Source organism: Microcoleus sp. F4-D5, assembly GCF_036704885.1.
GTDB lineage: Bacteria > Cyanobacteriota > Cyanobacteriia > Cyanobacteriales > Microcoleaceae > Microcoleus.
In genome coordinates, this window is the sequence record NZ_JAUBSX010000004.1 from 1 (window position 1) to 23,717 (window position 23,717).

The 23,717-nt window shown below is 44.5% G+C and carries 20 protein-coding genes; 6 read left to right on the forward strand and 14 right to left on the reverse strand.

What is annotated here, in order from left to right; all coding sequences use genetic code 11:
• Positions 1-298: 298 nt before the first annotated feature.
• Together QUA80_RS03030 and QUA80_RS03035 are read right to left on the reverse strand one after the other, a co-directional pair.
• Positions 299-2,377, reverse strand: coding sequence for a dynamin family protein (locus QUA80_RS03030; RefSeq protein WP_333421289.1), 2,079 nt, complete (start codon positions 2,375-2,377; stop codon positions 299-301).
• A gap of 427 nt (positions 2,378-2,804) precedes the next feature.
• Complete coding sequence (locus tag QUA80_RS03035; protein WP_333421290.1) at positions 2,805-3,020, reverse strand: hypothetical protein; 216 nt, start codon at positions 3,018-3,020, stop codon at positions 2,805-2,807.
• Positions 3,021-3,247: 227 nt separating this feature from the next.
• On the opposite strand from QUA80_RS03035, the gene QUA80_RS03040 reads away from it, so the two are divergent.
• Positions 3,248-3,751 carry a DNA-binding response regulator gene (locus tag QUA80_RS03040; RefSeq protein ID WP_333421292.1) on the forward strand — a complete coding sequence of 168 codons (504 nt, stop codon included), beginning with the start codon at positions 3,248-3,250 and terminating at the stop codon, positions 3,749-3,751.
• A 170-nt stretch (positions 3,752-3,921) separates the two neighbouring features.
• Complete coding sequence (locus QUA80_RS03045) at positions 3,922-5,709, forward strand: cellulose-binding protein (protein WP_333421294.1); 1,788 nt, start codon at positions 3,922-3,924, stop codon at positions 5,707-5,709.
• 17 nt (positions 5,710-5,726) lie between these two features.
• On the opposite strand, the gene QUA80_RS03050 is transcribed toward QUA80_RS03045, so the two are convergent.
• The 4 genes from QUA80_RS03050 to msrA form a co-directional block, all read right to left on the reverse strand.
• Positions 5,727-6,308: a DUF948 domain-containing protein gene (locus QUA80_RS03050; protein WP_333421296.1), complete on the reverse strand. Its 582-nt coding sequence runs from the start codon at positions 6,306-6,308 to the stop codon at positions 5,727-5,729.
• A 37-nt stretch (positions 6,309-6,345) separates the two neighbouring features.
• Complete coding sequence (locus QUA80_RS03055) at positions 6,346-6,687, reverse strand: YtxH domain-containing protein (protein ID WP_333421298.1); 342 nt, start codon at positions 6,685-6,687, stop codon at positions 6,346-6,348.
• 170 nt (positions 6,688-6,857) lie between these two features.
• Complete coding sequence (locus tag QUA80_RS03060; protein ID WP_333421299.1) at positions 6,858-7,163, reverse strand: hypothetical protein; 306 nt, start codon at positions 7,161-7,163, stop codon at positions 6,858-6,860.
• 477 nt (positions 7,164-7,640) lie between these two features.
• A complete protein-coding gene (gene msrA / locus QUA80_RS03065; protein ID WP_333421301.1) occupies positions 7,641-8,294 on the reverse strand; it encodes a peptide-methionine (S)-S-oxide reductase MsrA in 654 nt (217 codons plus the stop codon).
• Between the two features lie 318 nt (positions 8,295-8,612).
• Between msrA and QUA80_RS03070 the strand changes: the two genes are divergently transcribed.
• Positions 8,613-8,750 (forward strand): hypothetical protein, encoded by a 138-nt coding sequence (locus tag QUA80_RS03070; protein WP_333238938.1) that lies wholly within the window; start codon positions 8,613-8,615, stop codon positions 8,748-8,750.
• Positions 8,751-9,017: 267 nt separating this feature from the next.
• Here the strand turns inward: QUA80_RS03070 and QUA80_RS03075 are convergent, their stop codons facing one another.
• Positions 9,018-9,932 carry a DUF6999 family protein gene (locus QUA80_RS03075; RefSeq protein ID WP_333421303.1) on the reverse strand — a complete coding sequence of 305 codons (915 nt, stop codon included), beginning with the start codon at positions 9,930-9,932 and terminating at the stop codon, positions 9,018-9,020.
• Positions 9,932-11,800 carry a 3-oxoacyl-[acyl-carrier-protein] synthase III C-terminal domain-containing protein gene (locus tag QUA80_RS03080; RefSeq protein ID WP_333421305.1) on the reverse strand — a complete coding sequence of 623 codons (1,869 nt, stop codon included), beginning with the start codon at positions 11,798-11,800 and terminating at the stop codon, positions 9,932-9,934. The genes QUA80_RS03075 and QUA80_RS03080 overlap by 1 nt, the downstream gene beginning before the upstream one ends.
• Positions 11,801-12,047: 247 nt before the next feature.
• Between QUA80_RS03080 and QUA80_RS03085 the strand changes: the two genes are divergently transcribed.
• Positions 12,048-13,064 (forward strand): hypothetical protein, encoded by a 1,017-nt coding sequence (locus tag QUA80_RS03085; RefSeq protein ID WP_333421307.1) that lies wholly within the window; start codon positions 12,048-12,050, stop codon positions 13,062-13,064.
• A gap of 400 nt (positions 13,065-13,464) precedes the next feature.
• Here QUA80_RS03085 and serS read toward each other — a convergent pair whose 3' ends face one another.
• The 5 genes from serS to QUA80_RS03110 form a co-directional block, all read right to left on the reverse strand.
• Entirely contained in the window at positions 13,465-14,745 is a 1,281-nt protein-coding gene (gene serS / locus QUA80_RS03090; RefSeq protein WP_333421309.1) for a serine--tRNA ligase, read from the reverse strand.
• A 368-nt stretch (positions 14,746-15,113) separates the two neighbouring features.
• Positions 15,114-16,745, reverse strand: coding sequence for an iron uptake porin (locus QUA80_RS03095; RefSeq protein ID WP_333421311.1), 1,632 nt, complete (start codon positions 16,743-16,745; stop codon positions 15,114-15,116).
• A gap of 45 nt (positions 16,746-16,790) precedes the next feature.
• Positions 16,791-17,795, reverse strand: a complete 1,005-nt coding sequence (locus QUA80_RS03100; protein ID WP_333421313.1) for an ABC transporter permease subunit — start codon at positions 17,793-17,795, stop codon at positions 16,791-16,793.
• Positions 17,792-19,387 (reverse strand): sugar ABC transporter ATP-binding protein, encoded by a 1,596-nt coding sequence (locus QUA80_RS03105; RefSeq protein WP_333421315.1) that lies wholly within the window; start codon positions 19,385-19,387, stop codon positions 17,792-17,794. The genes QUA80_RS03100 and QUA80_RS03105 overlap by 4 nt, the downstream gene beginning before the upstream one ends.
• A 252-nt stretch (positions 19,388-19,639) precedes the next feature.
• Complete coding sequence (locus QUA80_RS03110; RefSeq protein ID WP_333421317.1) at positions 19,640-20,686, reverse strand: ABC transporter substrate-binding protein; 1,047 nt, start codon at positions 20,684-20,686, stop codon at positions 19,640-19,642.
• Between the two features lie 762 nt (positions 20,687-21,448).
• Between QUA80_RS03110 and QUA80_RS03115 the strand changes: the two genes are divergently transcribed.
• The gene (locus QUA80_RS03115) at positions 21,449-22,627 is read left to right on the forward strand and encodes a glycosyltransferase family 4 protein (protein WP_333421319.1); all 1,179 of its coding nucleotides are present in this window, start codon (positions 21,449-21,451) and stop codon (positions 22,625-22,627) included.
• Positions 22,628-22,745: 118 nt separating this feature from the next.
• Positions 22,746-23,126 carry a hypothetical protein gene (locus QUA80_RS03120; protein WP_333421321.1) on the forward strand — a complete coding sequence of 127 codons (381 nt, stop codon included), beginning with the start codon at positions 22,746-22,748 and terminating at the stop codon, positions 23,124-23,126.
• Between the two features lie 102 nt (positions 23,127-23,228).
• Here the strand turns inward: QUA80_RS03120 and QUA80_RS03125 are convergent, their stop codons facing one another.
• On the reverse strand, positions 23,229-23,477 hold the full coding sequence (locus QUA80_RS03125; RefSeq protein WP_333421323.1) for a chlororespiratory reduction protein 7: 249 nt from the start codon (positions 23,475-23,477) through the stop codon (positions 23,229-23,231).
• Positions 23,478-23,717: the final 240 nt, after the last annotated feature.

Consider the following 23,717-nt stretch of genomic DNA (forward strand, 5'->3'; position numbering starts at 1 on the left):
GCCGGTAGCCCAGAACATATCACAGCGGTCATCCAGGTCGCCAGACGCACTCAAATTGATGAACTCGAACGCACAATTAATTCTTTGGCTGGCAGTTTGCTTGACTTATATTATGACGGCGAGACAGAAATTATACCAGAAAAACGCGATTGACCGATCTTACTCAACTGCTGGACACTCCTACCTCGCCGGATATGAGGTAACAACCACACCTGACAAGAAAGCGATGCCAAGCACGTCTTTTTCCCATTCTCGCTAGCTAATTGAGAATGCTCCCGATAGTATTTAACTCACTACTTTACTTCGCGTCATTAAATCGCGAACCACTTTCCCTCTTTGTCCAAAGTCCAGTTTTAATATAATCATTGATTTGCCGTTCTGCACTTCTAAAATCAGCAGAAATCTGTTTATCAATAACTCGCTCTAGAAGTTTTCTGTTTCTAGATATCTGGTCATCTATTTTCCGATTCACTGACTCTAATGTCTGTTGCAAATCAACATCAAAAAAATCCCATTTCTCCGTAACATCAACATCAGCATAATAGACTTCATCAGAGTTACAGCAACGACTTTTTCTACCTGTTTCTTCCCTTCTATTTCCTACAACCACTGCTAATTGTACATCTTTAATCCGCGCATCAATTCCGGGAAAATCAAAGCTAGGAAACTGAATCGGGTTGATGTTTAGTTTCACTTCTAAAGCATCACCAAGATAATCAGATAGTTCATCTGATATTTCTTGGATATCTTTTTGAATTATTTTTGCCAACTCTTCGCGAATCTTTGTCCCATCTCGAACTAATTCATCTTGAGTATCTATCCACCAATTCTGAATATGTGGCGCGCAAAAATTATTAATTGTTTTAACAATTTCTTTAGCTTCAGCCTTAGTTTTACACCGAATAATGTACGGATCAAACTCTTCACTATCAACAATCTGTTCAGAAACAGAGGTATTGAAAGCTTCTGGAATAGACTCACTCAGCCCATCCAACAAAGATTTAGTGACTTTGAATGCTTTGCCTAATACTGGACCAAAAGAAGGTATAAGTCCTAACAGTGTTTCTCCAATTTCTTCTACTATTTGTCCAAAACCCCCATTGTTAGTCTTAACTTCTACTGGTTTGAGCAATAATGGACTTTTTTTTGACTTAGGAGATTTAGCCGATCGAGATTCGGCAATCTTATCAATCTCACTGGCTATCTGAGCTTTAGCACGAGCGGCAAATATGTCAATGCCTTGACTAAATCCTCGGATTAGTATTTGCTTTTCTTCCTCAACAGCTTTTTTGACTGACTCAACTTTGTACATCGCATTTTCTGATAGTTTCTTGTACTCTTCTACTTTTTCCTTGAGGGATTCAATCTCCATTTCCCAACCTTTAATTTCTGTATTTAGAGTATCCTCAATAGCCTTAGCAGCTTTATCGATTTCTGCCACCACATCACTCAATAAATTCCAGCCAGAATTTTGCGTAATCCTTTGAATGACTGTTTCTTGAATGTTCAGGATACCGCTATCTGCTAGTGCTGGCGCTGCTATTTTTCGGGGTGCAGGAATAATCTGGTTTCCTTCCTCATCTTCCGTGGCATACCTAGCACTAAAGAATTTTTTAAAGTCTTTGATTTCGCTTTCAGTGGCCTTTTCTTGCTGAATCAGTTTCGCTAAAAGTCCTTGTCGAGAACTAGCAGGGTAAATAACTGGATTGCGAAAGCCAAAGCCAGCTAACTCTCGTTCTAAATCTTTGATGACATCAGCAATTTCTTTGTCTCTCTCTGTCTTCTGGTCAATTTTATTCAGGATAAAATAAATTTTACCCGTGTTTTCGGCTATAAAGTCTTTGCGATTTTCGACAACATCTTTAAACAAATCGGCAACTGCATTATCTTTGTAGGATGCGTAGTTTAAAATAAACAGGATGGCATTGCAGGTTCGCAGTGCTTCTAGTGCTGTTTGCTTCAGTGCATTGATGTTGAAGTTTGCAGACTCCCACTCATTAGGGCCGGGAGTATCAACTAAGGTAAAGCCTGTGAGAGAAGATAATTGGCTAATTGCTTCAATCGGATGCTCTATCTCAAAGCGTGTAGTGTTATCGGGATTGCCTTGTTCTCGGATTTCACGGGTACGCAGCAGGAATTTTTGCTGAATTTCGCCTGCATCACCCTCAACAAGAATGACTGGTTTCTTTTTTCCTTCTCGATACTCTAAAAGTTTAGGAGTTTCGCCTGGTTTAATGTGTCGGACATCTGTACGGCAGATAGTACAGGCGGCCGTTTCACTCGCCAGCACATCAGCACCGATGATAGAATTCAAGAAGGTGCTTTTGCCAGCTTTCATTGCTGCAATGACGGCTACTTGATACTTCTGATCTTGCAAAGCGTTTAAAGCTGTGTTGATTTCATTTTCAATGCTTTGTAGCCCTTGACTTTCATCTCCCTGAATGCGGAGTCCGTCACGGAATTCTTTGAGATATTGTAAGAGGAAAGTGCCTGTACTGTAAATGCTGGTGTATGCTGCTTGAAATTCTTGAGAAGACATAAGTTAATAATCTTGATTGAATAAAATATGAGAACAGACACAAAGATAATTGCCTGAGCGTTTCCAGTCGGTTTTAACTGATATCTTGCACCATTCTCAATAAGCATTTTACGGACGGGCAGGATGCCCATCCCACAAAAAATTCACTCTTTGTGGAACGGACGGGCAGGATGCCCATCCCACAAGAAATTCACTCTTTGTGGAACGGGCATCTTGCCCGTTATTGACAATGGTGCAAACTGAAGTCCCTGGCGCGAGTCAATGTTTAGTCGTCAGAAAGAGCCTTGCTAATCCCGTAAAATGCCAAACCTGCTAATGCACCTACGGCTATACCAACGGGGCCAGCAGCAGCACCTATACCAGCACCTCCACCAACAGCACCAATTGCCGTAAAACCAGAAGCAGCTACCACACCAGCACCGGCAGCAGCACCCGCAGCAGCGGAACCTGCCGCTTTCGCTATTTCATCACTTTTAGCCATTGGAATACCTCAGTGTAAGGGACAAAAACTAACTGTTTGACTAACGAAAGTTAACTAAACAGGCAAAATTTGAAATATCGCGATCGCACTTTCCCGCTTTTCTAAGTATTTGCACTGATAAAATGAGTGGGTAATTTAATACTAAACTACCTATTGTTAGCAAACAACTAACAAACGCTAGCAATTTCGGTTATGCTATCGTTAGCCACATCTCACCACACCCGAAAATGGCATCAAAAGAAGACTTATTTGCCGAAGCAGCCAAACACTGGGACTTAGAAAGGCTGTACCAAGCTTTTGCAGAAGCTAAACGGCAGATCTCTCCCCGATCGCGCAGAGGATTAACAGAAACAGAAAAACTTTACCTCCGAGGATTACTTTCCGGTTGCAGTCCCACCGAAATCGCCCGCCAACTGTTTCAGAGTTCCAAAAGTGCAGAGGTTTATTTATGTAAAACTTTATACCAGTATGTTAAAAAAATCGCAGATGTACCTAACGAACCTGTAGGAAATTGGCGCAATATTTGCGATCGGCTAGAAGAAGCCGGATATAAAACTCAGTCTTCTCCTGAATTTAAAATAAATAATTCTGTACCTACAGAAGCATTAGTAAAAATAGTTGGTATAGGTGTGATTGAGAAAAACACAGTATCAATTGATATTAACATTCGACTAGAATTCCCCTCCACTTCAGAAACTCCAAAAACCGAAGATTTGAATAAAGACGGTTAGATGGGCGATCGCACTTGGGGACAGAAAGGGCGATCGCCCCTCCACACAGAGGCAAAAATGTTAATAATCTTATAGCCGATCGTTTTAGAAGGAACTTTTTGATAAAATATCAAAATTAAAACTGTCTTACCGCTCCGATTTTACCGAAAACAATAAAATCAGTCAAATTTATGTCTCGATTAAGTATCAGATCGAAAAATAAAGCTTTGGGCTTTGTCATTGGTTTATTAATTTTTGTCATTTTCATTCCCGGATGTTGGGCTTTAACAACTAATATTGCTCCAACAGCAGCACGGCAAGCAGATAACAAAGTAGCTGTGCGTGCAGATGTACAAAATACGTCAAATTCTCGCTCTTCTTTAGGAGTTGGGCTTAATGGTATTTCTGACTCGTCAACACAATTACCCTTTTTAGATGCTTTCAAATCTTCTCGAAAATGGATAACTCAATGCGTCAGCGGACAACCAAACTGTCAAGGTGAATGGGATACAGAAGAGTATAATCTTTTAAACCTTGATGAAAATGGGTGGGTGAAGTCTCTCCCATCTCCCGAAGATGCTCCTAAATATACTAGGGTAAGTACCCTATTACTTAGGGAAATCCCCAATTTCTATCCTTCAGGGCAATATATTGTTACTTATGAGGGTGAAGGTGCGATCGAATATAGCTTTGATTCCAAAAAAGATGAGGCTGCGTCGAAACCAGGGAGGGATATCATTAATGTCGATGCCACACAAGGCGGAGGCATAATGATTACAATTACTGCTACCGATCCCAAGAAAACAGGGAACTATATCCGCAATATTAAAGTTGTTCGTTCCCAAGATGAACAGCTTTATCAAAGCGGTGAAATATTTAATCCGCTGTTTATAGACAAGATTAAAAAATTTAGAGTCTTGCGTTTTATGGATTGGATGGGGACAAATGGTTCGGAACAAAAAGACTGGTCAAACCGACCTAAACCAGAGAGCGTATCTTATGCTTACAGAGGAAATGTTCCCATAGAAGTTATGGTGAATTTAACTAACAAAGTTCAAGCAGAGCCTTGGTTTAATATGCCGCATCAGGCTACTGATGAATATATGACTAACTTTGCTAAAATGGTAAAAGATAGTGTAGATCCCAAGCTGAAAGTTTATGTAGAGTATTCTAATGAGGTTTGGAATTGGTTATTTCCACAATCGCATTATGCTTTGGAACAAGGTAAAGCGAAGTGGGGAGATAAAGGCGATGCTTTTATGCAATGGTACGGAATGCGTACTGCTCAAATGTGCGAGATCTGGAAAGGTGTTTTTGAGGATCAAAAGAATCGAGTTGTCTGCGTGTTAGGAGCTCAAAGAGGCTGGAGAGATTTAGAAACTTATGCTTTAGAGTGTTCCTATTGGGTAGCTGAGGGTAATAAACCTTGTTATCAACACGGTATTGATGCCGTAGCCATAGCTGGATATTTTAGCGGCAACTTGGGCGGGAAAGAAAGTGTCAGCAAAGTAGAGTCTTGGTTGAAGGAGGCAGATGGCGGGTTTGGAAAAGCTTTTAAGCAATTAAAAGAGGGCGGGTTGCTTCCTGGCTTTAAAGATAGTTTGCCAGATGTTGATAATGACTTTAGGTATTTCTTAGATGTGGCTCAAAAAAAAGGTCTCAAGTTATTTGTTTACGAGGGCGGTCAACATATTGTAGGTACTGAAGGAGTGGAGAATAACGAAAAACTGACTGAGTTTTTTATGGCATTAAATAGGCGTCCTGAAATGTATGATATGTACACTCAATTACTGAATAGTTGGAAACAAGCTGGAGGCAGTCTTTTCATGCACTTTGTGGATGTGGGTGGATTTAGTAAGTGGGGAAGTTGGGGCGCTTTGGAATATGTGGAACAAAAGGGTTCGCCTAAGTATGATGCTTTGATGGATTTTATTGATAAAAATCCTTGCTGGTGGGATGGCTGTGCTGTGGAAGGATGATGAGGAATTGGGTGGAATCAAGAATCGTTCGATCGCACTTCTTCGAACTCTTCCGCATCCCCCGGCAAGCCCGAACCCTCGCTACTCCTCAACCTGGGCGATTCCCCATTACTCGCACCGGCACCGTAAACCCCAGAATACCTATCCTCCAAACCCGAATCTCTCAGCGAAATCGCACTTCTTTGACTCGGCGACAATCTATCTGTCGAACGGCGATTTGTCCCGGAATTCGGCGGCTTGCGAGTTAAAGTTTTCCAAGCAGCCTTAATCCCAGTCACCACGCTGCGAGTAGTTACCTGCACGTTTTGCGCCTGCTTTTTGGCGCTACCAATGCTTCGATCGACCTGTTTGACAACTTCGCCCGCACTTTGTACTCCCTCGCTGACATCATCCGTCAACTCGCTAATTTCCAGCCCCGTCAACCGAATCGCCTCCAAAGTGGGCGGAAATTCGCGAGAAAGCGTGTCAGCGAGCTTTTCCACGCTGCGGGCCGCCCGGGCCAGGGCTTGCACTGCTGGTATTAAAGTCACTAAAACAGCAGTCAGGCTAACTGCCACTAGCAAAATCGAAAGTCCTAGCCAAAATATGGGATCGCTCACTTGAATCTGGGATTTGGGGTTTGGGATTTCATGTCATTTAGCGGGTGGGAGGGCGCGACGGGGGACTCACTTCCGATTCAGCTTCCGACAGGGTTTGGCGTTCCCGCTGAGTCGCTTCCAAACCTGCCGCGATCGCCTCTTTGAGTCTAATCAAAGTTTCGTCCCAATTTCGGATTGCAGTTTCAGAAAGTCGATCGGCCTGCAACTGCACGCTAGTCGATAAATCTTCCGCCAACTCCGGCAAAGCATCGGCCGATTTTTTCAATATCTGCCGCGTCTCCTTGCCCGTTCGCGGTGCCATCAGCAACCCAGTCACGGCCCCGATGGCAGAACCCACAAGCAAACCGCCAATAAATAATCCTGAACGTTTAGTTGACATTTTTATAACTTCTCTCCATACACCAATTTTAGGCACGTTTGCCCGATCGCAGCCGTTTACAAAGATAGAAATATTCTTGATTATTCTGGATTTCTACCAGAGGCGGCGATTTGCTGCTGCCATCAGTCTGCAGGTAGAGATGGCAAAATTTGCAGCAGTGTTAGGATAGCTTACCTCAAAGGTCGATCGCGCCTGCGCCAAAGCATCCGTCCCCAACCCAGCAATCCCAAAAGTTGCTGAACCTGTTGCAGTTGCAATTCCAGTTGTTGATAGCGCAGTCGCAGTTGGCGGGCATTTTGCTGCCTGTTAGCAAAGAAATCCGGCGACGTGGCCAGGACATTGCTGCTACAGCGTTCGATCGCTATGATACCGATTTCAAAACGTGCGATCGTCCGCCTGATTTTCCACACCTTCGCAGCTATATAAAAACAGACCGCAGATATTAGTAGATTGATAATTACAACAGCAGTCAGCATTTTTTACCTATTTTCAACTACTAACATATTCCGCTTTTTGTGGCGGGCTAGGAGCAACTGCCCACCAGATATGTTGTAGGGACACAACATTGTTCAGTGGTGTGAACTTAATCAGGACTTACGCATTGAGACCCAGAAACCCGGTTTTTTACCTTGAGTGCGGTTTACAACACGTCTTTTCGTAAAAAAACCCGGTTTTTCAACAATCCCGCGTAAGTCCTCTTAATACTGAAAGCCTCGATCAATCTAGTTTTTACCTGAATCTCGATCCCCCTAAATCCCCCTTAAGGAGGGGGACGAAAGAGAAGATTCCGGTTAGCCTCTTCTTCAGCGGGCTAGGGGGGATCGAAGTTTAATCCTCAAACCGCAGCCTGTGACTGGATTAGAAGTTAAGTTGACACTAATGAACATTGTTGTAGGGACACAACTATGTTTTGTCCCGATCTATGTGTCCCTATCCATACGCTGGGTCAATTTTTAAGCCTGAGACATAGCAGGCAAACAAACCTTAGTACCGCCCAAACCGCAATAACCGTTCGGGTTTTTAGCAAGATACTGCTGATGATAGCTTTCTGCGTAATAAAACTCAGGAGCCTCAATAATTTCAGTAGTAATCTTGCCGTAACCGGCCGCCGTCAAAGCCTGCTGGTAAGCATCTCGCGAAGCTTCAGCTAGCTGCATTTGGGTAGCTGAATACGTGTAAATTCCCGATCGGTACTGAGTACCAGAATCATTTCCCTGACGCATTCCTTGAGTAGGATCGTGACTTTCCCAAAAAACTTTGAGCAGCGTTTCGTAACTAATTACTTTCGGATCGAACACAACCAGAACTACTTCATTATGTCCCGTCATCCCGCTGCAAACTTCGTTGTAAGTAGGATTCGGAGTCATCCCGGCCGCGTAGCCGACAGCCGTCGAAAAAACTCCATTTTGCTGCCAAAATTTCCGTTCTGCTCCCCAAAAACAGCCCAGACCAAACAAGGCAGTCTCCATACCGTTTGGAAAGGGAGGTTTGAGCGGATTGCCGTTAACAAAGTGACTTGCCGGTACCGGCATGGACTCTGCCCGTCCCGGTAATGCCTCTTGGGGAGAGGGCAGGCTCGACTTTTTGCCAAATCCAAATAGCACCATAAGTTTGTAAGGGGGATCTCTGATAAACGTCTTTACCTTACTTAATAATATCAGATCTATACTAAAATAGTCGCCGTCTTGAAGGTAGAAGGTAAAAACCAAAAGGCAGATTTTTTTTACGGAAGGTTTTTAGTGATACTGCTCACTGCAAACGCAGTTTTCAATCACATTAAGCCGCTGCTCGCTGTCACCAAACCACAGCTAAAATATCACCTATTGTTGAGGTAGAAATCACGCGGATTTTAGGCAAAACATCCGATTATTAAAAGTATGGTGTTGTAGTAGTTATTCAATACCAATTCTTGGGAGTGCGTAAAAATGGCCGCTAAACCTTGCAGTCAACCTTTAAAATCTAATCCTTTTATTACTTACCGCGACCCGATTACAGGCAAGTGGATTGTGGTAAGTCAGAATTTGCCCCAAGCAGCAGAACAAGCCCAGCTAACAGCAGCTTGAGTTTTGCTATTAATTTTATACCTACAAAATCAACTATAATTTCAGATTGCCTAGGGGCGGGTTTGACCAACCTTCTCTGCCTAAAACCAACAATCTCGTAAACCCGCCCCGCTCAACGGTCAATAGGAATATACATTTTTTTCGATCGCAGAAAGGGTAGATGTAGATTATTAGTTGTATGGAGCGGGTTTAGGTAGATTGTTTGCTGTTATTAACTATTATTGGTAAAACCCGCCCCTACGGTATTTGTGGTTATTTAATCGGAGTTTAGTTCATCTCTTTTTGCAGTTCCAAATACCGATAGAGATATTCCGAAATTATCCCGTGCAAAAACAAGTCGCGTGCCGCATTAAACGGGCTGTTGGGCGCTAGCGGATGGCGATTGACAATTACATGATTCCAGTCGCAATTTCCCGTAATCTCGCTGACATACAGTCCGAAGTTTTCATCCAACTGAAGCGACATCACTGCTCGCGCAAATTCGTCGCTAGTCAAACACAGAGAATAAAATACTTTAAACAATTCGATCGCAGATTCTAAATCCAGAATTTTTAGCCATCTGCGTTTTTCAAAGTCTATTGCAACTTCTACTGGTTGAATGCTATCATAATTAATTGCACGTTTTTTGACAGCCTGCAACCAGTTAGGATTTTTCAGGATTGCCTGGTTGTAATCCCAGACAAAATTATAGAGAATTAAGTCGTGTTCGAGAAACGCATTGTCAGCTAAATCGCCAACAGTGCGCGGATAAAGCTTTGACTTTTCTATCCTGGTGTCGGGGCCGTTGTCAATCAAGAAGTTGATAATGTTGGAGCCGATGTTGAGGTGCCGCACAATTAAATAACAAGCTTCTGGCGAGACAAAGTTATTCAGGAAAAATACTGCGGATTTGTGCATTAAAGTGTAAGCGCGAAATTGAAATGGCAACAGACGCTTTGTTGTCATAATTATCGCCAGCAACAAGTTAGCAATTACTTTGATCGGAATCAGCAAATAACTGCGAGTCCAGTTTTGCAAATCCCGCATCATGTATGCTTTTGCTACTAAATCTACGGGAATAGCTCGATCGCAAAACAGCACGTCCCAAACATTCGGATCTCGGCGGTTGTAGGGTTTGGTAGCGTAAGGGATTTTTTGAGCATCTGGGAGATTTTCGGTATCTTGTTTTTGCAGCTTTTGCATTAGCTTATTTCCTCCAATTGCAGCAAATACAAACGAGCAGTGACGCGAGCGGTTTTGACAATGCGGCGGGCAATATCATCTGTCATCCATTCGGCATTAATCAAATTTTCTAATTTGGCTAAATGCGACTCGTCATTAGATCCGTGGTACGCTAAAAACGAAACTTGTGCATCTTGCAAACCGAGACTTTCTTGAATCTGTTTTGCCCATTTTCCTGCCAACCGATTGCCCAATCCTTCGATAATAAACATACTGCCAATTAAATCGACCGGATTTTCCCGCGATGCTTGGTGGAAGATAAAAGCTGACAGTGCTTCGCTGCCAATATTCTTATCATATTCCACAATTTTTGCCAATTCACCGCCCACAGAAACATAATTTTGTTCTAGCATTTGATAGTCGCGGTGTTCGTCTTGAGCGTGGCCGATAAAAGTCGATCGCAGTCGAAAATCACTCATGTTAGAAGCAGCGCGAGCAATCCAGCGAGCTCCCTCTACAACTTGCGGCCGGAGATTGCACAGCAAAGCTTGATAATCTTCTATTGTAAACTCTCCTCGGTACAATTTGCGGACAATGGGAACAGAACGAATTTCGCGATCGAACTTCAGCCAAATCCATGCTAACTCCCGCAACAAATAAGCTTGCGGAGAGTTGGGGTGTTCGGGTTTAACGCTTTCGAGAGGCGAAGCTTCGGGAACCTCATGAAAGTTAGAAATTTGAGAAATCATTGATTTATTGGTATTTTCGACAGCAGTTAACATCATGTAAGCGGTTGTAAAGCGCCCGCTTTCCGGCACAAAGCAAAAGATTTTCTGCCCTGGCTGCAACTTGCCAGAATTGAACAATTCCTCTAACATTAAATAAATCGAAGCGCAGCCTGTATTTCCCCGCGTATACAAGTTAGTAAACCATTTTTCTTCGGGAATCATGCAGCCTGCTTGTTCCAGAAGTTCTACAATTTGTCCCCGAAAAAAGTGAGACGAATAGTGGCACAGCAGCCAATCGATTTCTTGCGGACAAACTCTCCCTGATTTAATCAACCGCAGCCAACCTTCAACGCCTAATTTTATTACATTTTCCAGCAAGCGAATATTTTGCCGCAAGTCAAAAGCTCCCGCTGCGGCTGCATCGAGGTAGGATGAATAATCCAACCAGCTTTTGGTTGATGTTTCGTTGGCTAATCCTGAATACATACAAACAGGATAGGCATTGGCGTGGGAAACGAGTTCAATCCATTCTATTTTTAAACTAATTCCTGTTGCGCTGGGATGGTTTTGGAGCAACAATGATCCGGCACCGTCGGAGAGCATCCAGCGCAAAAATTCTGTATCGAAAGGCAGGGGTTTTCCCGCTTGCACTGAAGTCTCAGCTTCAAATTTGGTGTTTTTGAACAGGCGCGAGGGAAATTCGGAAGCGACGGCAATTGCTGTTTGTTTTTTGCCGAGTTCGATTTGGGATGCGGCGTAATTTAAAGCACTAACTCCGGCACAGCAAACTCCTTGAGTTGACACTATTTCTAGGGGAGATAATTCGGAAAGTTCCCCGTGTACTGTGCTGGCAAATCCCGGTACTAATAAATCTGGTAAAGTGGTAGCACAGGCCAATAAGTCGATCGCCCTTGGTTCCAAATTTGACTGAGAAATCGCGTCGCGGACGGCAAACGCTGCCATTTCGCTGTTAGAATATAGTGTTTGCTGCTGTTTGTCGATCGCGTAGTAGCGCTGTTGAATGCCATTGCTGTTGAGAATTCGCTGCCTGACTCTCGAAGGGCGCGAGGCAATTTTGCCGAGATATTCTTCCATCTCATCATTATTAATCGGTTCTCCAGGCAAAAATTTTCCCATTCGATTTATATAAGCACTGTACATGGCGTAAACCTCTAGAGTTGCTAATTTACTCGAGTTCGTTCTTTTGTTAAATCAAGCCAGAAATATCTAAAATTGATTGTGGTTTGGGAAGCAGTGAAGTTGCAACGAGAAACTAGCTATCTTGTCAAGCTTCTCGAAATCACAGAAATCGAGCAACAGCGAGCACAAGTCACCTGAAGCAGGGTGAAGTTTTTTCGGAAAGTGAGCCAATATGTAAGTAGAGTTACTTCACTGCTTGGCAACTACAATGGATTTTGAAGAAATAAATGTTTGGTATTCTCAATCTCAACGACGCACGGCTGTCTCGCTGTTGATGAAACGAGTCGGCGTAACTCGCACTAGGGCTGAATTCTTTATCAGGCTGTGGATTTACTTATTGGTGAAACAGCTTCAGGAAAATCAGCCCCGCCTCAAACCGCCGCTGGCGAAACTGGAATTGCCGGCAACAGAAGTGCAGTGCACTCACCGGGAAGCCGCAGAACTATTCTACTGCGATTCCGACCGCGGTAGCGATCGCGCCGCCGGCATGATGTTAGATAAATTAGAAGCCCTGGGATTAATTAAAAAACACTTTGACGGTAACACTACCGCAATTGAAATTCAACCTGTTTCAGAAATTTTAAATGTTGCCGAACCTCAAAACCCCGTACAACTCCAATTAGATAATTTTAACCCTCGGTGCGACGCGATTCCCGTTGCAAATTTATTAGCGACCAATTACAACTGGATGAACCGCAACACTAACGCCGTACCCCAAAAAATCGCTAAAATCCTCCGGCGTTTGGCCAGTCAATACTCAAAGGGAATGCGAGTTTTGCGTCGCTCAGATAACCTCAATCCCGTCGGGTTTTACTTACTTTATCCAACAGCTAGCGAATCAGAAGTCAATTTTTTTAACGCTCCTAGCAAAAGCCTTCATTTAAGTTCTATTTCCGATATCGATCCTTTCAATATGGCGCTACCAGGAGATCAAAATTGCCAGTCAGTATTTATCCGCAGTTGGATGATCGATCCGCAGTATTTGTCAGAATACCGGATTACTTTTCTGGAAGACGCACAGAAAGTTTTAGGCGAAATGCAAACAGATTTTCCGAATCTTTGCGACTTGTACACGCTGATGATTCACCCCATGTACGAAAAACAGGCCCTGGCTTTGGGATTTCACAAGACTAGCAGTGACAGTCAGTTATCTGTTTACTGGATGTATCTCGCATTGGATAGATTTTTAGCATTAAATATCAAAGAAGCGTTGCTCAAAATGTAAGTAGAAGGAAGAAAGAAGAAGCCGATAAAAGATAGAACACCCAGATATCCAGTTCGTCGAAGTTGTCGGGGATCTAACAGCACTCGCGTTTTACGTTATTTTTTAGTCCCCTTCAGCAGGGACGAAAGTTTGCGCAGGATCGATTTCAATCGCCCAGTAATATCAAATCCGGTAGCATCGTCTAGCGTCAAATCCACTCAACAGTCAAACACGCACGGTGCAACCGGATTCGATCTAATTCATCTGCGTGAATCTGCGTCGATCTGCCCTCATCTGCGGTAAAAAAAAGATAATTTCTGAACCGCCCCGGACAATGGATTCACGCAGATTCACGAAGAGGTCGAGAAGAGAGATAGGAATAATTCCGATGCTAACAGATTTGATATAACTACAAACTTGTTTATAAAACTTCCCGTCCCAAATAGGGTTGTAAAGCTTCCGGCACTTTTACAGTTCCGTCTGGCTGCTGGTAATTCTCCAAAATAGCCGCCATTGTCCGGCCCACAGCTAAACCGGAACCGTTAAGGGCGTGAACGAATTGAGTGCCTTTTTTACCCGCTTCTTTAAAGCGAATATTTGCCCGCCGCGCCTGAAAATCTGCGACGTTGGAACAACTGGAAATCTCGCGGTATTTGCCCGCAGATGGCAGCCACACCTCTAAATCGTAGGTTTTGGCGGCCGCGAAACCTAAGTCGCCGGTACACAGCGCGATCGCCCGATAAGGCAATTTCAGCGCCTGCAAAACTCCCTCAGCATCCTGCACTAACTTTTCGTGCTCTGCCTCGGAGGTACTCGGATGCACGAGTTTTACCAATTCAACTTTATTAAATTGGTGCAATCGAATTAATCCCCGCGTATCTTTGCCGTAACTGCCAGCTTCGCGGCGAAAACAAGGAGTATAAGAACAGTGATAAATTGGCAACTGTTCTGCTGTCAAAATTTCACCTCTGTACAAATTGACCACCGGAACTTCGGAAGTAGGAATTAACCACAAATCATCTTGGTCGCACTTGAAACTTTCTTCAGCAAATTTGGGTAATTGACCCGTAGCGGTGAGGGATTCAGTGTTAGCTAAAAATGGGGGAATGACTTCTAAATAACCGGCTTTTGTGTGGCGGTCGAGCATGAATTGAATTATCGCTCTTTCCAGGGCTGCCCCGGCTCCCATTAAGCTCACAAAGCGGGGCTGAGCGATTTTTACTGCCCGTTCAAAGTTGATAATTCCTAATTTTTCGCCGATTTCCCAGTGCGGTAAAATACCTGAATTTTGGGGAATGTATTCGTCTCCCCAGCGCCGGATTTCGATGTTTTCCTCTTCATTTTTGCCGATCGGCGTTGACGGGCTCGGCAAGTTTGGCAGCGGTAGCAATAAAGCTTCTATTTGAGCTTTTAGGTCTTTTTCCTGTGCTTGCAGTTCGTTTGACTGCGTGCCGACTGCGTTGCCTTCTGCTTGCAGTTCCTGAACTTCGGGAGATTCGAGGGTTAAACCCGATTTTCTTTTTTGACCGATGAGTTTGGCAATTTCGTTGCTGCGGGCTTGCAGTTGCGATCGCTTGCCTTCCAACTCCCGCTGCTGTTTGTCTAATTGCAAAATCGGCTCGATTTCATAGTTACCTCCGCGCAGGTTGAGGCTTTCTTGCACGGCTTGCGGGTTTTCTCGGATTAATTTGAGGTCTAGCACAGATTTATTCTAAATCTTAAATTTTAGATCGGCTGGGACAGAACTAGATGATATACAAGCTTTGTTAATCATTGGCATATTGAATCATAATTTATTCTGACTTAAAATTCTGATTGGGTGTCACCCATGAAGGGTGACACCCCACAAATGTATGTTATAGTTGCAAATATTAGTAGATGCACCCTGATAATTTTCTACCCCAGCCAGCGATGGTAGGGGTTTTTTGTTGTGTGGTATGGAATTCAAGCCCTGAATGCACGATCGGTCTAAAAAACCCGGTTTCTTGTGATTATCGTCTCAAATGAGGCAATTACGTTAAGAAACTGGGTTTTTGCGTCCAGGACTAGGTTAGTAAAATATCTTTCCGGTTAAAAGTTAAAGCCAGTGCGGAGCAACCAAACCCATTGAGTGTCGTTGCGGCTGTCATTCTCAGGATTAACAACGACCCAAACACCAGGGGTGATAGAAATGTTGTCGTTGACCTGAAAGCGATAGAAGGCTTCAATGTGATAGGAAGTATCTCGCTCGCGGCGCACATTACTGCTCGTCACGCGGCCTGGCAAACCCACCAAAATCCCGGGTAGGTTGCCTTCACCTCCGACATCTGGGAAACTTATCCCGATCGCTGCATACACAATATCGGCGCGATCGTCCCCGTCAACATTTAGCAAAACCACGCTGCCTCTACCATCAGAAACGCTGCTAACACCGGAATTTTCGGCATTGGCGCGAGTATAAACGCCCCAACCGTGAACTTGCAACCGGGGAGCAAGGCGGTAAAATCCTTGTACGGCTACAGAATCGCTGGATGTAGCAATATTGTCCCCAAACGGTCGCGCCGCCAGAAAACTGCCCGTACCGCCGGTGAGGTCGGCTTTACCGCTGGGTGCAAAGGTACGAGAATAGGCTACGCCAATTGCTCCGCGATCGCCCCGGTAAGCAAGCTGAACCAGAGCATTGTAGGAACCGTTGAATAAACCGTTACTTTGCTGCGAGAGATTGGGATTGCCGGCTAGATAGCCCACAGTCAGGGTGAGGTTTTTGACGATCGTCCAGTTGACAGCAGCACCGCCACCTCCCCGGCGGTAGAGGGGACTGTATTGTCCGAACTTCGAGGGAATTCCTTCACTATCGCTGGCGATCGTTGGAGGAGTCAGCAAATCGGTAATATCGGAATACCCAACACCTGTCGGGCCCACGGTCAGCGAGAGATTAGAGGTCAGCGGGGTCACATACAATACGTGAGGGACGGTGATTGTGTTATCGACATTGCCATCAAAGTTCAAAGCCGTCATATTTGTACCCGTCTCGTCGGCAATCCTGCCCAAGTTGCCGAATTCCAAACGGGTTCTCAGCATATCGCGACCGGTGAAGCTGGTTTCAAAATTTAATCGCCCCCGGTTGGCAACAATAGTGTTGGTGCGATCGTCGGAATCTCCAACACTGTTACCCGAGGTATCTGTTACCACCACGATAATTTCCGCATTCAGCTTAGTTGTGGTGGAGAACTGATTCGCTTCGAGTTCTGCTGTGCGTGCATCGAGAGTATCGACTCGACCCCGCAACACCGATAATTCTGTGGCAAATTCTGCTTGCAGCTTTTGGACGATCGCTAAATCTTCCCCAGTAATCTGGTTGGTTGTTCCTGCAGCAATTAGTTCGCTGACTCGATCGAGACAGCTATTCAATCCTGCTGCAAATTCGTACCGCGTCAGCGCCCGGTTGCCTCTGTAAGTTCCGTCGGGATAACCGACAATGCAGCCGTAGCGTTCTACTAGAGATTGCAGCGCCTGAAAAGCCCAGTCAGTCGGTTTTACATCCGAGAGTTGAGAGACAGAATTCACCTGCGCGAAGGGGTCTTCTGCCAAGGTATTTAACGGTTCAGGAGCAACTAATCTATCAATTGGGGCCGCAAAACTTGGGGATGATGTTAGTAGAAATACACCCGGTGTTCCCAGGATAAAAGCAGTAATCAGGTGAGGAAAATGCTGGATGTGCATAGGACAAAGCTCCGCATAAGGAACCGATCGACCGAATTAGCAATATTACGCTGCACTTGAACCTGTGCGAACTTTGTCAATCGTCACTGCGATAATTATCACCAGACCTTTGACAACTAACTGCCAGAAGAAAGACACGTTCATGAGAGTTAGTCCATTGTTGAGCAGGGCAATAATTAAAGCCCCCAGCAAAGTACCCCAAATAGTGCCAATTCCACCTGTGAAACTCGTTCCTCCCAAAATTACAGCAGCGATCGCATCTAATTCGTAGCCTTGCCCTAACATCCCCGTCGCACTGTAGAGGCGCGAGGCGCTCATAATGCCGCCTAAACCAGAAAGCAACCCACTCACGCCATAGACAAATAACAGCACGCGACTCACCTTAATACCTGTCAATCGTGCTGCCCGAATGTTGCCTCCCACGGCGTAAATATGCCTCCCCAGAACAGTCCGCCGCAAAACAAACCAACTCGCTAAAACTGCGAGTAAAGCGATAATAACCAACCAGGGAATAGGGCCCACATAGCTGTTACCTACCCAAGCAAAATTCAGATTTCTATTGATAACGGTAGTGCCGTTAGCTACTAAATAAGCAACTCCCCGCAAAGCTGTGTAAGAACCCAGGGTTACAATGAACGGAGGCAAACCTAAATAGGCAATTAGCGAGCCGTTAATTAATCCCAAAAATACTCCGGCTATTAACGCAGCCGGTACGGCAAACCAACCCAGACCTGGAACTAAGGAAACTAGCACCCCGACAACTGCCGTCACGCCCAAAATTGACCCGACTGAAAGGTCAATTCCGCCAGTCAAAATCACAAAAGTCATGCCGGTAGCTAGGACAATATTGATCGATGCTTGCCGAATGACATTGATCAAATTTCCTACTGAAAGAAAGCTGGGCGTTACCAGGGAAAAGATTATACAGATGGCAATCAAAATCGGCAGGATGCCGGCTACTTGGATAAAATTTCTCCAAGCTTGAGCTTTACTGGCTTTTTGGCGATCGCTTGATTGATTTCTGGTGCTTTTTACTTCTGTTTGACTCATGATTTTTTTACCTCTGTTGCCCCGGTGGCATAAGCCATAATGTTCTCTTGCGTAATTGCTTCCCCAGTCGATCCGCCTACTTCACCGACAAGGCTTCCCGATCGCATCACTAAGACGCGATCGCTCATTCCCACAATTTCCGGCAATTCGCTGGAAATCATTAAAATAGCTACGCCCTTGGCTGCCAAATCGCTAATAATTCGATAAATTTCGCTTTTAGCGCCAATGTCCACACCCCGCGTCGGTTCATCTAGCAAAAGTACCTTTGGGTTGATAGCCAACCAACGCGCTAGCAGCAACTTCTGCTGATTTCCCCCAGAAAGATCCATTGCCCTGATGCTCGGACTTGCAAGGCGAATCTGCAAATTATTAATAGCATCATTGACAATTCTCAAGAGAACATTTGAGTTAATAATGCCAGCTTTTGCTTCTCGATCGAGGACATTCATGGTGATATTCTCACCCGAACTAGCTTCTAAAAATAGTCCAAGATCCTTGCGATCTTCTGGCACGTAAGCAATTCCGGCGGCCATTGCTTCATTGGGTGTCGAGACATTGAGATGACTACCTTCCAGTTTTATTTCACCGCTTACCTTCCGATCTGCACCAAAAATTAGGCGGGCAAGTTCTGTTCTGCCGGCGCCAACTAAACCCGCTAAACCCAAAATTTCGCCCGCATGAAGTTTAAAACTGGCAGGCTTTACTTTGTAGCCGTCGCTTAAATTTGTTACCTCAAGAACAACTGCACCCGGTGTTATTTGATGCTTGTTTTCGTACAAATCCTGTAAAGAACGGCCCACCATCATTTCCACCAGGCGTTCGGCCGAAATTTCGTGCTTTTCAAGAGAGCCAATATACCCGCCATCTCGGATGACGCTCACGCGATCGGCAAGGGCATAAATTTCTGCCATTCTGTGGCTGATATAAATAATAGCAATGCCCTCATTCCGCAAGCGGCGAACCACTTCAAAAAGCTTATCTGTTTCGCGGTCTGAAAGCGCGGCCGTCGGCTCGTCCATCACTAAAATTCGGCTGTTGTCTTTGAGCGCCCTGGCTATTTCCACTTGCTGCTGTTCGGCAATTGAAAGTGTCGAAACCAGGTCTCCAGCCTCAAAATTTGCATCAAGGTTTTTTAATACCTCAGCGGCCCTGCGCCGCATTTCATCTTGGTCTAAAAATGTACCTCCTTTCTTGATCTCGCTGCCCATAAAAATGTTTTCAGCAACTGTCAGATTGGGGGCAAGATTGAGCTCTTGATAAATAATCGCTATCCCTAAATCTCTGGCTTGAGCGGGGTCTGTCATCTTAACAGCTTGACCGTCTATTCTGATTTCGCCTGCATCAGCTATGTAGGCTCCTGCCAGAATTTTCATCAGCGTACTTTTGCCCGCACCGTTTTCCCCCATGAGGGCGTGGACTTCCCCTGGGTAAACGGTGATATTTACATCGTGCAAGGCTGTAAAACCGTGAAAGGTTTTTGTAATACCTTGCATTTCGAGGACGGGCTTAGTTTTAATTGAATCTTGAGTGCTATTTACCATCGTAGATTTGGTGTAGGAGGATGTCACTTGCCATTGATGCCAACTTTCCACGCTCTTTCCCGCAGTACGGCAGGGGTTTCAACCCCTGCCTCAAAGCTAAACTCCTCGCTATGAGGACTAATAGACATCTCCCATAATTCTTGTGAAACAGGCAATATGCCTGTTCTTGACAGGCTTTTTGGGAGAGATCTAATGAGTTTGAAAAGTCTTCTTCTGAGTCCTCTTCAGAGGACTTTAGCTATTAGCCAGGGACTTCAGTCCCTGGCGGACTGGCGGACTGACAGCTTAAGTTGACATCTCTGGTCACTCACTTGTCCAGCCTTTATGTTGATTGACGTTTTCGCGAGTAATCAGCGCGACTGGAATCAGAATGTTTGGATTGGCTGGCTTGTTTCCTTTGAGAATGCCGTTACCGACTTCAACAGCCCTGGCTGCCATGCGAAATGGATCTTGAGCTGCTGTAGCCACAAATAAACTGTTGTTCTGCTTGAGCGCATCTAAGGCTTCAGGTGCACCATCGACTCCAACAATAAAGAATTCGCTCCTTTGTGCTTGTTTGGCTGCTAATTCTGCACCGATGGCACAGGGGTCATTAATTGCAAAAACAGCATCAATTTTTGGGAAGGAAGTAAGCAAATCGCTCATGACTCTCAACCCGCCATCGCGACTGCCTTCTGCGTTCTGATCTTTGGAAAGAACTTTGAGATCGGGATATTTGGAGAAGACACTCTGGCACCCCTGAACTCGCTCGACCACTGAAGCGACGGGAGGCCCGTTGATAATCACAACGCTACCTTTTCCTTTCAAGCGATCGGCTATATATTGACAGCTTACTTCGCCAGCTTGCACGTTATTTGAAGTAACTGTGGCATCAACGCCTCCTTCGGCGGCGGTATCAACTGCAATTATCGGAATTCCGGCTTGCTTGGCTTTTTCGACAGCCGGGGCAATGCCTTTGGTGTCGGCAGCATTGAGTACAATCATGCTGACATTAGAGGCAATAAAGTTTTCGATTTGATTAAATTGCTGATTTAAATCGTCGCCGCTGGAAACGAGAGTTGTCCTCACATTTGCACCGCCGATTTTCTTGGCTTGGGCCTCAGCGCCCTTGCCAACTTGTACGAAGAATGGATTGCCGAGGTCGCGGACTGCTACAGCAACTGATGAAAGTTCGGAGTTGCTTGGTTGTGTGCTGTTTTGAGCGTTCTGGGAAGTGGCGGTGCAACTTGCCAGGGTGCTGCTGAGTAGACTAAAAAGACTGAGTGCGATCGTTACTCGTTTCACCTCAAACTCCAATAAAGGCTCGTTTGGAGAGAGTTGCTCGTAAATATGACGTTGCCAACCTAACAAAAGCTAATGTTAGGTTTCAGCTCGAATACCTAATGTTTTAGGTGAGCGGCTTTTCTTTGTACGTGATTGTACGAGATCGTGTTTATTTTCTGCTCGTAAAACTTTCTCGCTCGGCTCGCTAGACTACTTGGGAAAACAGAAAAGATATGAAGATTCAATCTCTCTCCTTGATGCCCAAAAAATCAACTATTTGGATTCTTTTAAATGCTTTGCGAGCATTAATATTTAATTTCGGAGAAAGTTTTAAGAGATTATTTTCGACAAAATCTTTCAGAAATTGCTTTTAAAACCTGGCAGAGTCATATTGAATTTAACTCTCTATGTTGCTGATGATAACAGTTCGATACTGCCTCGATATCTATCTTTAGATATACCATACTTTTATCAAAAACTAAAGATGCGATCGCCCCGATCGGCATCGGTCTGCCGATCCCCAGTCTGGTCGGACGCGCTGCACCAACTCAATAAATCTTAATTTTTGTTTGGTGCATAATATTGTAAAAAATCATTAAGTTTACAGTAAATTACGGTAGATTATAGTAAAGTTCAAGCAAAGCATCGCACTCACCAATGCAGCTAGTTAAAAAGCTCTAGTTAAAAAGCCGATCGTCCCTTAAAGCCAACGGTGAGAGCAGACAAGTTCAATATTTGGCTGTAAAACCTGGAATTACAGTCATCTTGACATGGTTTAAAAGCTCTGGATAATGGCGATCGCCCTTTTTGGCAAAATCACTATACTGCGAATAATTGTCTGCGCTGCCAATGGGTGAATCTGAGATGCGATCGACAAATTACCTATTCTGTTTCCTAGAAATATTTGCCAGCGAAGGCGGCATTCAATCCTACGTTAAAGACATTTTCAAAGCTTACGTGTCAATAACCGCAACGACAAACTCGCCGCCGCAAGCTGAAGTTTTGCTGTTGCGAGATTCCCCAGACTGCAACAATCCTTACGAGTCAAAAAATCTGAAATTTTATTACCTCAAAACCAAAAATCCCTGGTTTGACCGTCTTAAGTTTGCTACAGTATTACTAACTCGATTGCTGCAAAAACGACCGGAACGGGTTTTTTGCGGTCACATCAAACTCGCACCGCTGATTCAAACTTTATGCCAGCCGCTGGGAATTCCCTACACGATTTTAACTTACGGCAAGGAAGTGTGGGAACCGCTTGGGTCCAAATATCAAACAGCAATGAGTAAAGCTGAGAGTATTTGGACTATTAGCAGGTACACGCGCGATTCCCTACGGGATAGCTTCGCTTCACGCACTTGCGAAATTAACAACTTAAATCCCGAAAAATTCCACATAGTGCCTTGTACTGTAGATGAAAATATATTTACGAATCGGCCCAAGCCACAGGATTTATTAGAGCAGTACAATTTGGTTGGTGCTAAAATATTGATGACTGTAGCCAGATTGCGATCGACAGATATTTACAAAGGCGTCGATGTCACAATTCAAGCTTTGCCGCAAATAGCTGAAACTTTTGCCAATGTGAAATACTTAGTTATTGGTAGAGGAGACGATCGACCTAGATTAGCCAAACTCGCTGATGATTTGGGAGTTACCGAAAGAGTAATATTTGCGGGTTTTGTACCGACAGAAAATTTACCAGCATATTACCAGTTGGCCGATGCTTATGTAATGCCTTCCCAGGAAGGGTTCGGTATAGTTTATTTGGAAGCGCTGGCTTGCGGAGTACCCGTACTCGCGGGGGACGCGGACGGGTCGGCAGATCCGCTGCAAGATGGTAAACTGGGGTGGCGAGTTCCCCACCGAGATTCAGCAGCAGTAGCGCTTGCTTGTGTGGAAATGCTGCGAGGAGAGGATAAAAGGTGCGATCGCCGCTGGTTGAGGGAACAAACCCTCGCAAGATTTAGTTTTGAATCTCTTTGTCAATCCTTACAAGGAATTTTTCAACCCTCTGACTCTGATTAACTTATAACGTAGAGAGCGGTTTCTCCGTGTACAATGGGGAAATTAACTCGATCGACTGCGTGATTTTCTGAGTAGGATAGAGTTATGCCTACGTGCAAAGACACCCAAGGAGACCACCGTGAACCAAGGCACCCCCAAAATTTCTTTAAAGCTACCCCGTATTAGCAATTGGTTGATACTGCTGGGCATCGCGTATTTGTTGGTGTCTGTTGGTTTGGGTTGGATAGTTAAATCAGTGTTGATTTTAGTAGCTTTTTTGTTGCTGACGCCTGTGGTCGCATTTTTCGCGCTTCAGTGGTGGCTGAAACGCAATTTAATTGAGGACAAGTGTCCAGTTTGTCAATACGAATTTACAGCTTTAAATCAAACTCAGTTTCAGTGTACCAACTGCGGCGAACCTCTGAAAATAGAGCAAGGTCATTTTAGCCGTTTGACTCCGCCCGGTACGATCGACGTTACGGCAGTTGAAGTATCATCGGTTCAACAGTTAGAAGACTAACCGATTTGAGATTTGAGATTTGAGATTTTGGATTTTGGATTGAAGAATTGTTGAATGTTAACTGCTAACGGCTAACTGTATTAGCAATCCCCATCCCCAAAATTACTTTTCTAGACGCACTGCGTACCACTGCAAAAATTTTCCCGGCCCGATATCTAATTCACAATAAGTATTAATTAAATACTTAGCTTGAGCTTCCAAACCAGATATTTTATTCACGTCCTGCGGCAAATCTTCGTGTTCCTCAGCTAAGACCGCTTTCAGCTTTTCTAAGAGTTCCGCCGCATTCAAAAACTGCTCTGGCTGGTTTGTTTCTAACACCACAAAGGTGTCTTCGTCATACAGTGACATAATTTCAAAGGTTGAGGTTAATTATTTCTAAAGTTTCGTGCAGTTAAGCGATCGAAAGTATAAACTCTTAATTACAAATTTTCAGCCCCGGCTAGATCGTGTTACAATTGAACAACATCAGAATTCCTACCGGATTACCGTTATTAACTTACTTGTTAACTTACTTGTTAACCGAGTTGTCAACATATCCGACAAAGCATTTCTGAGGAAATTTGTCAAGTGCAAATTTGTCAAGTGTCA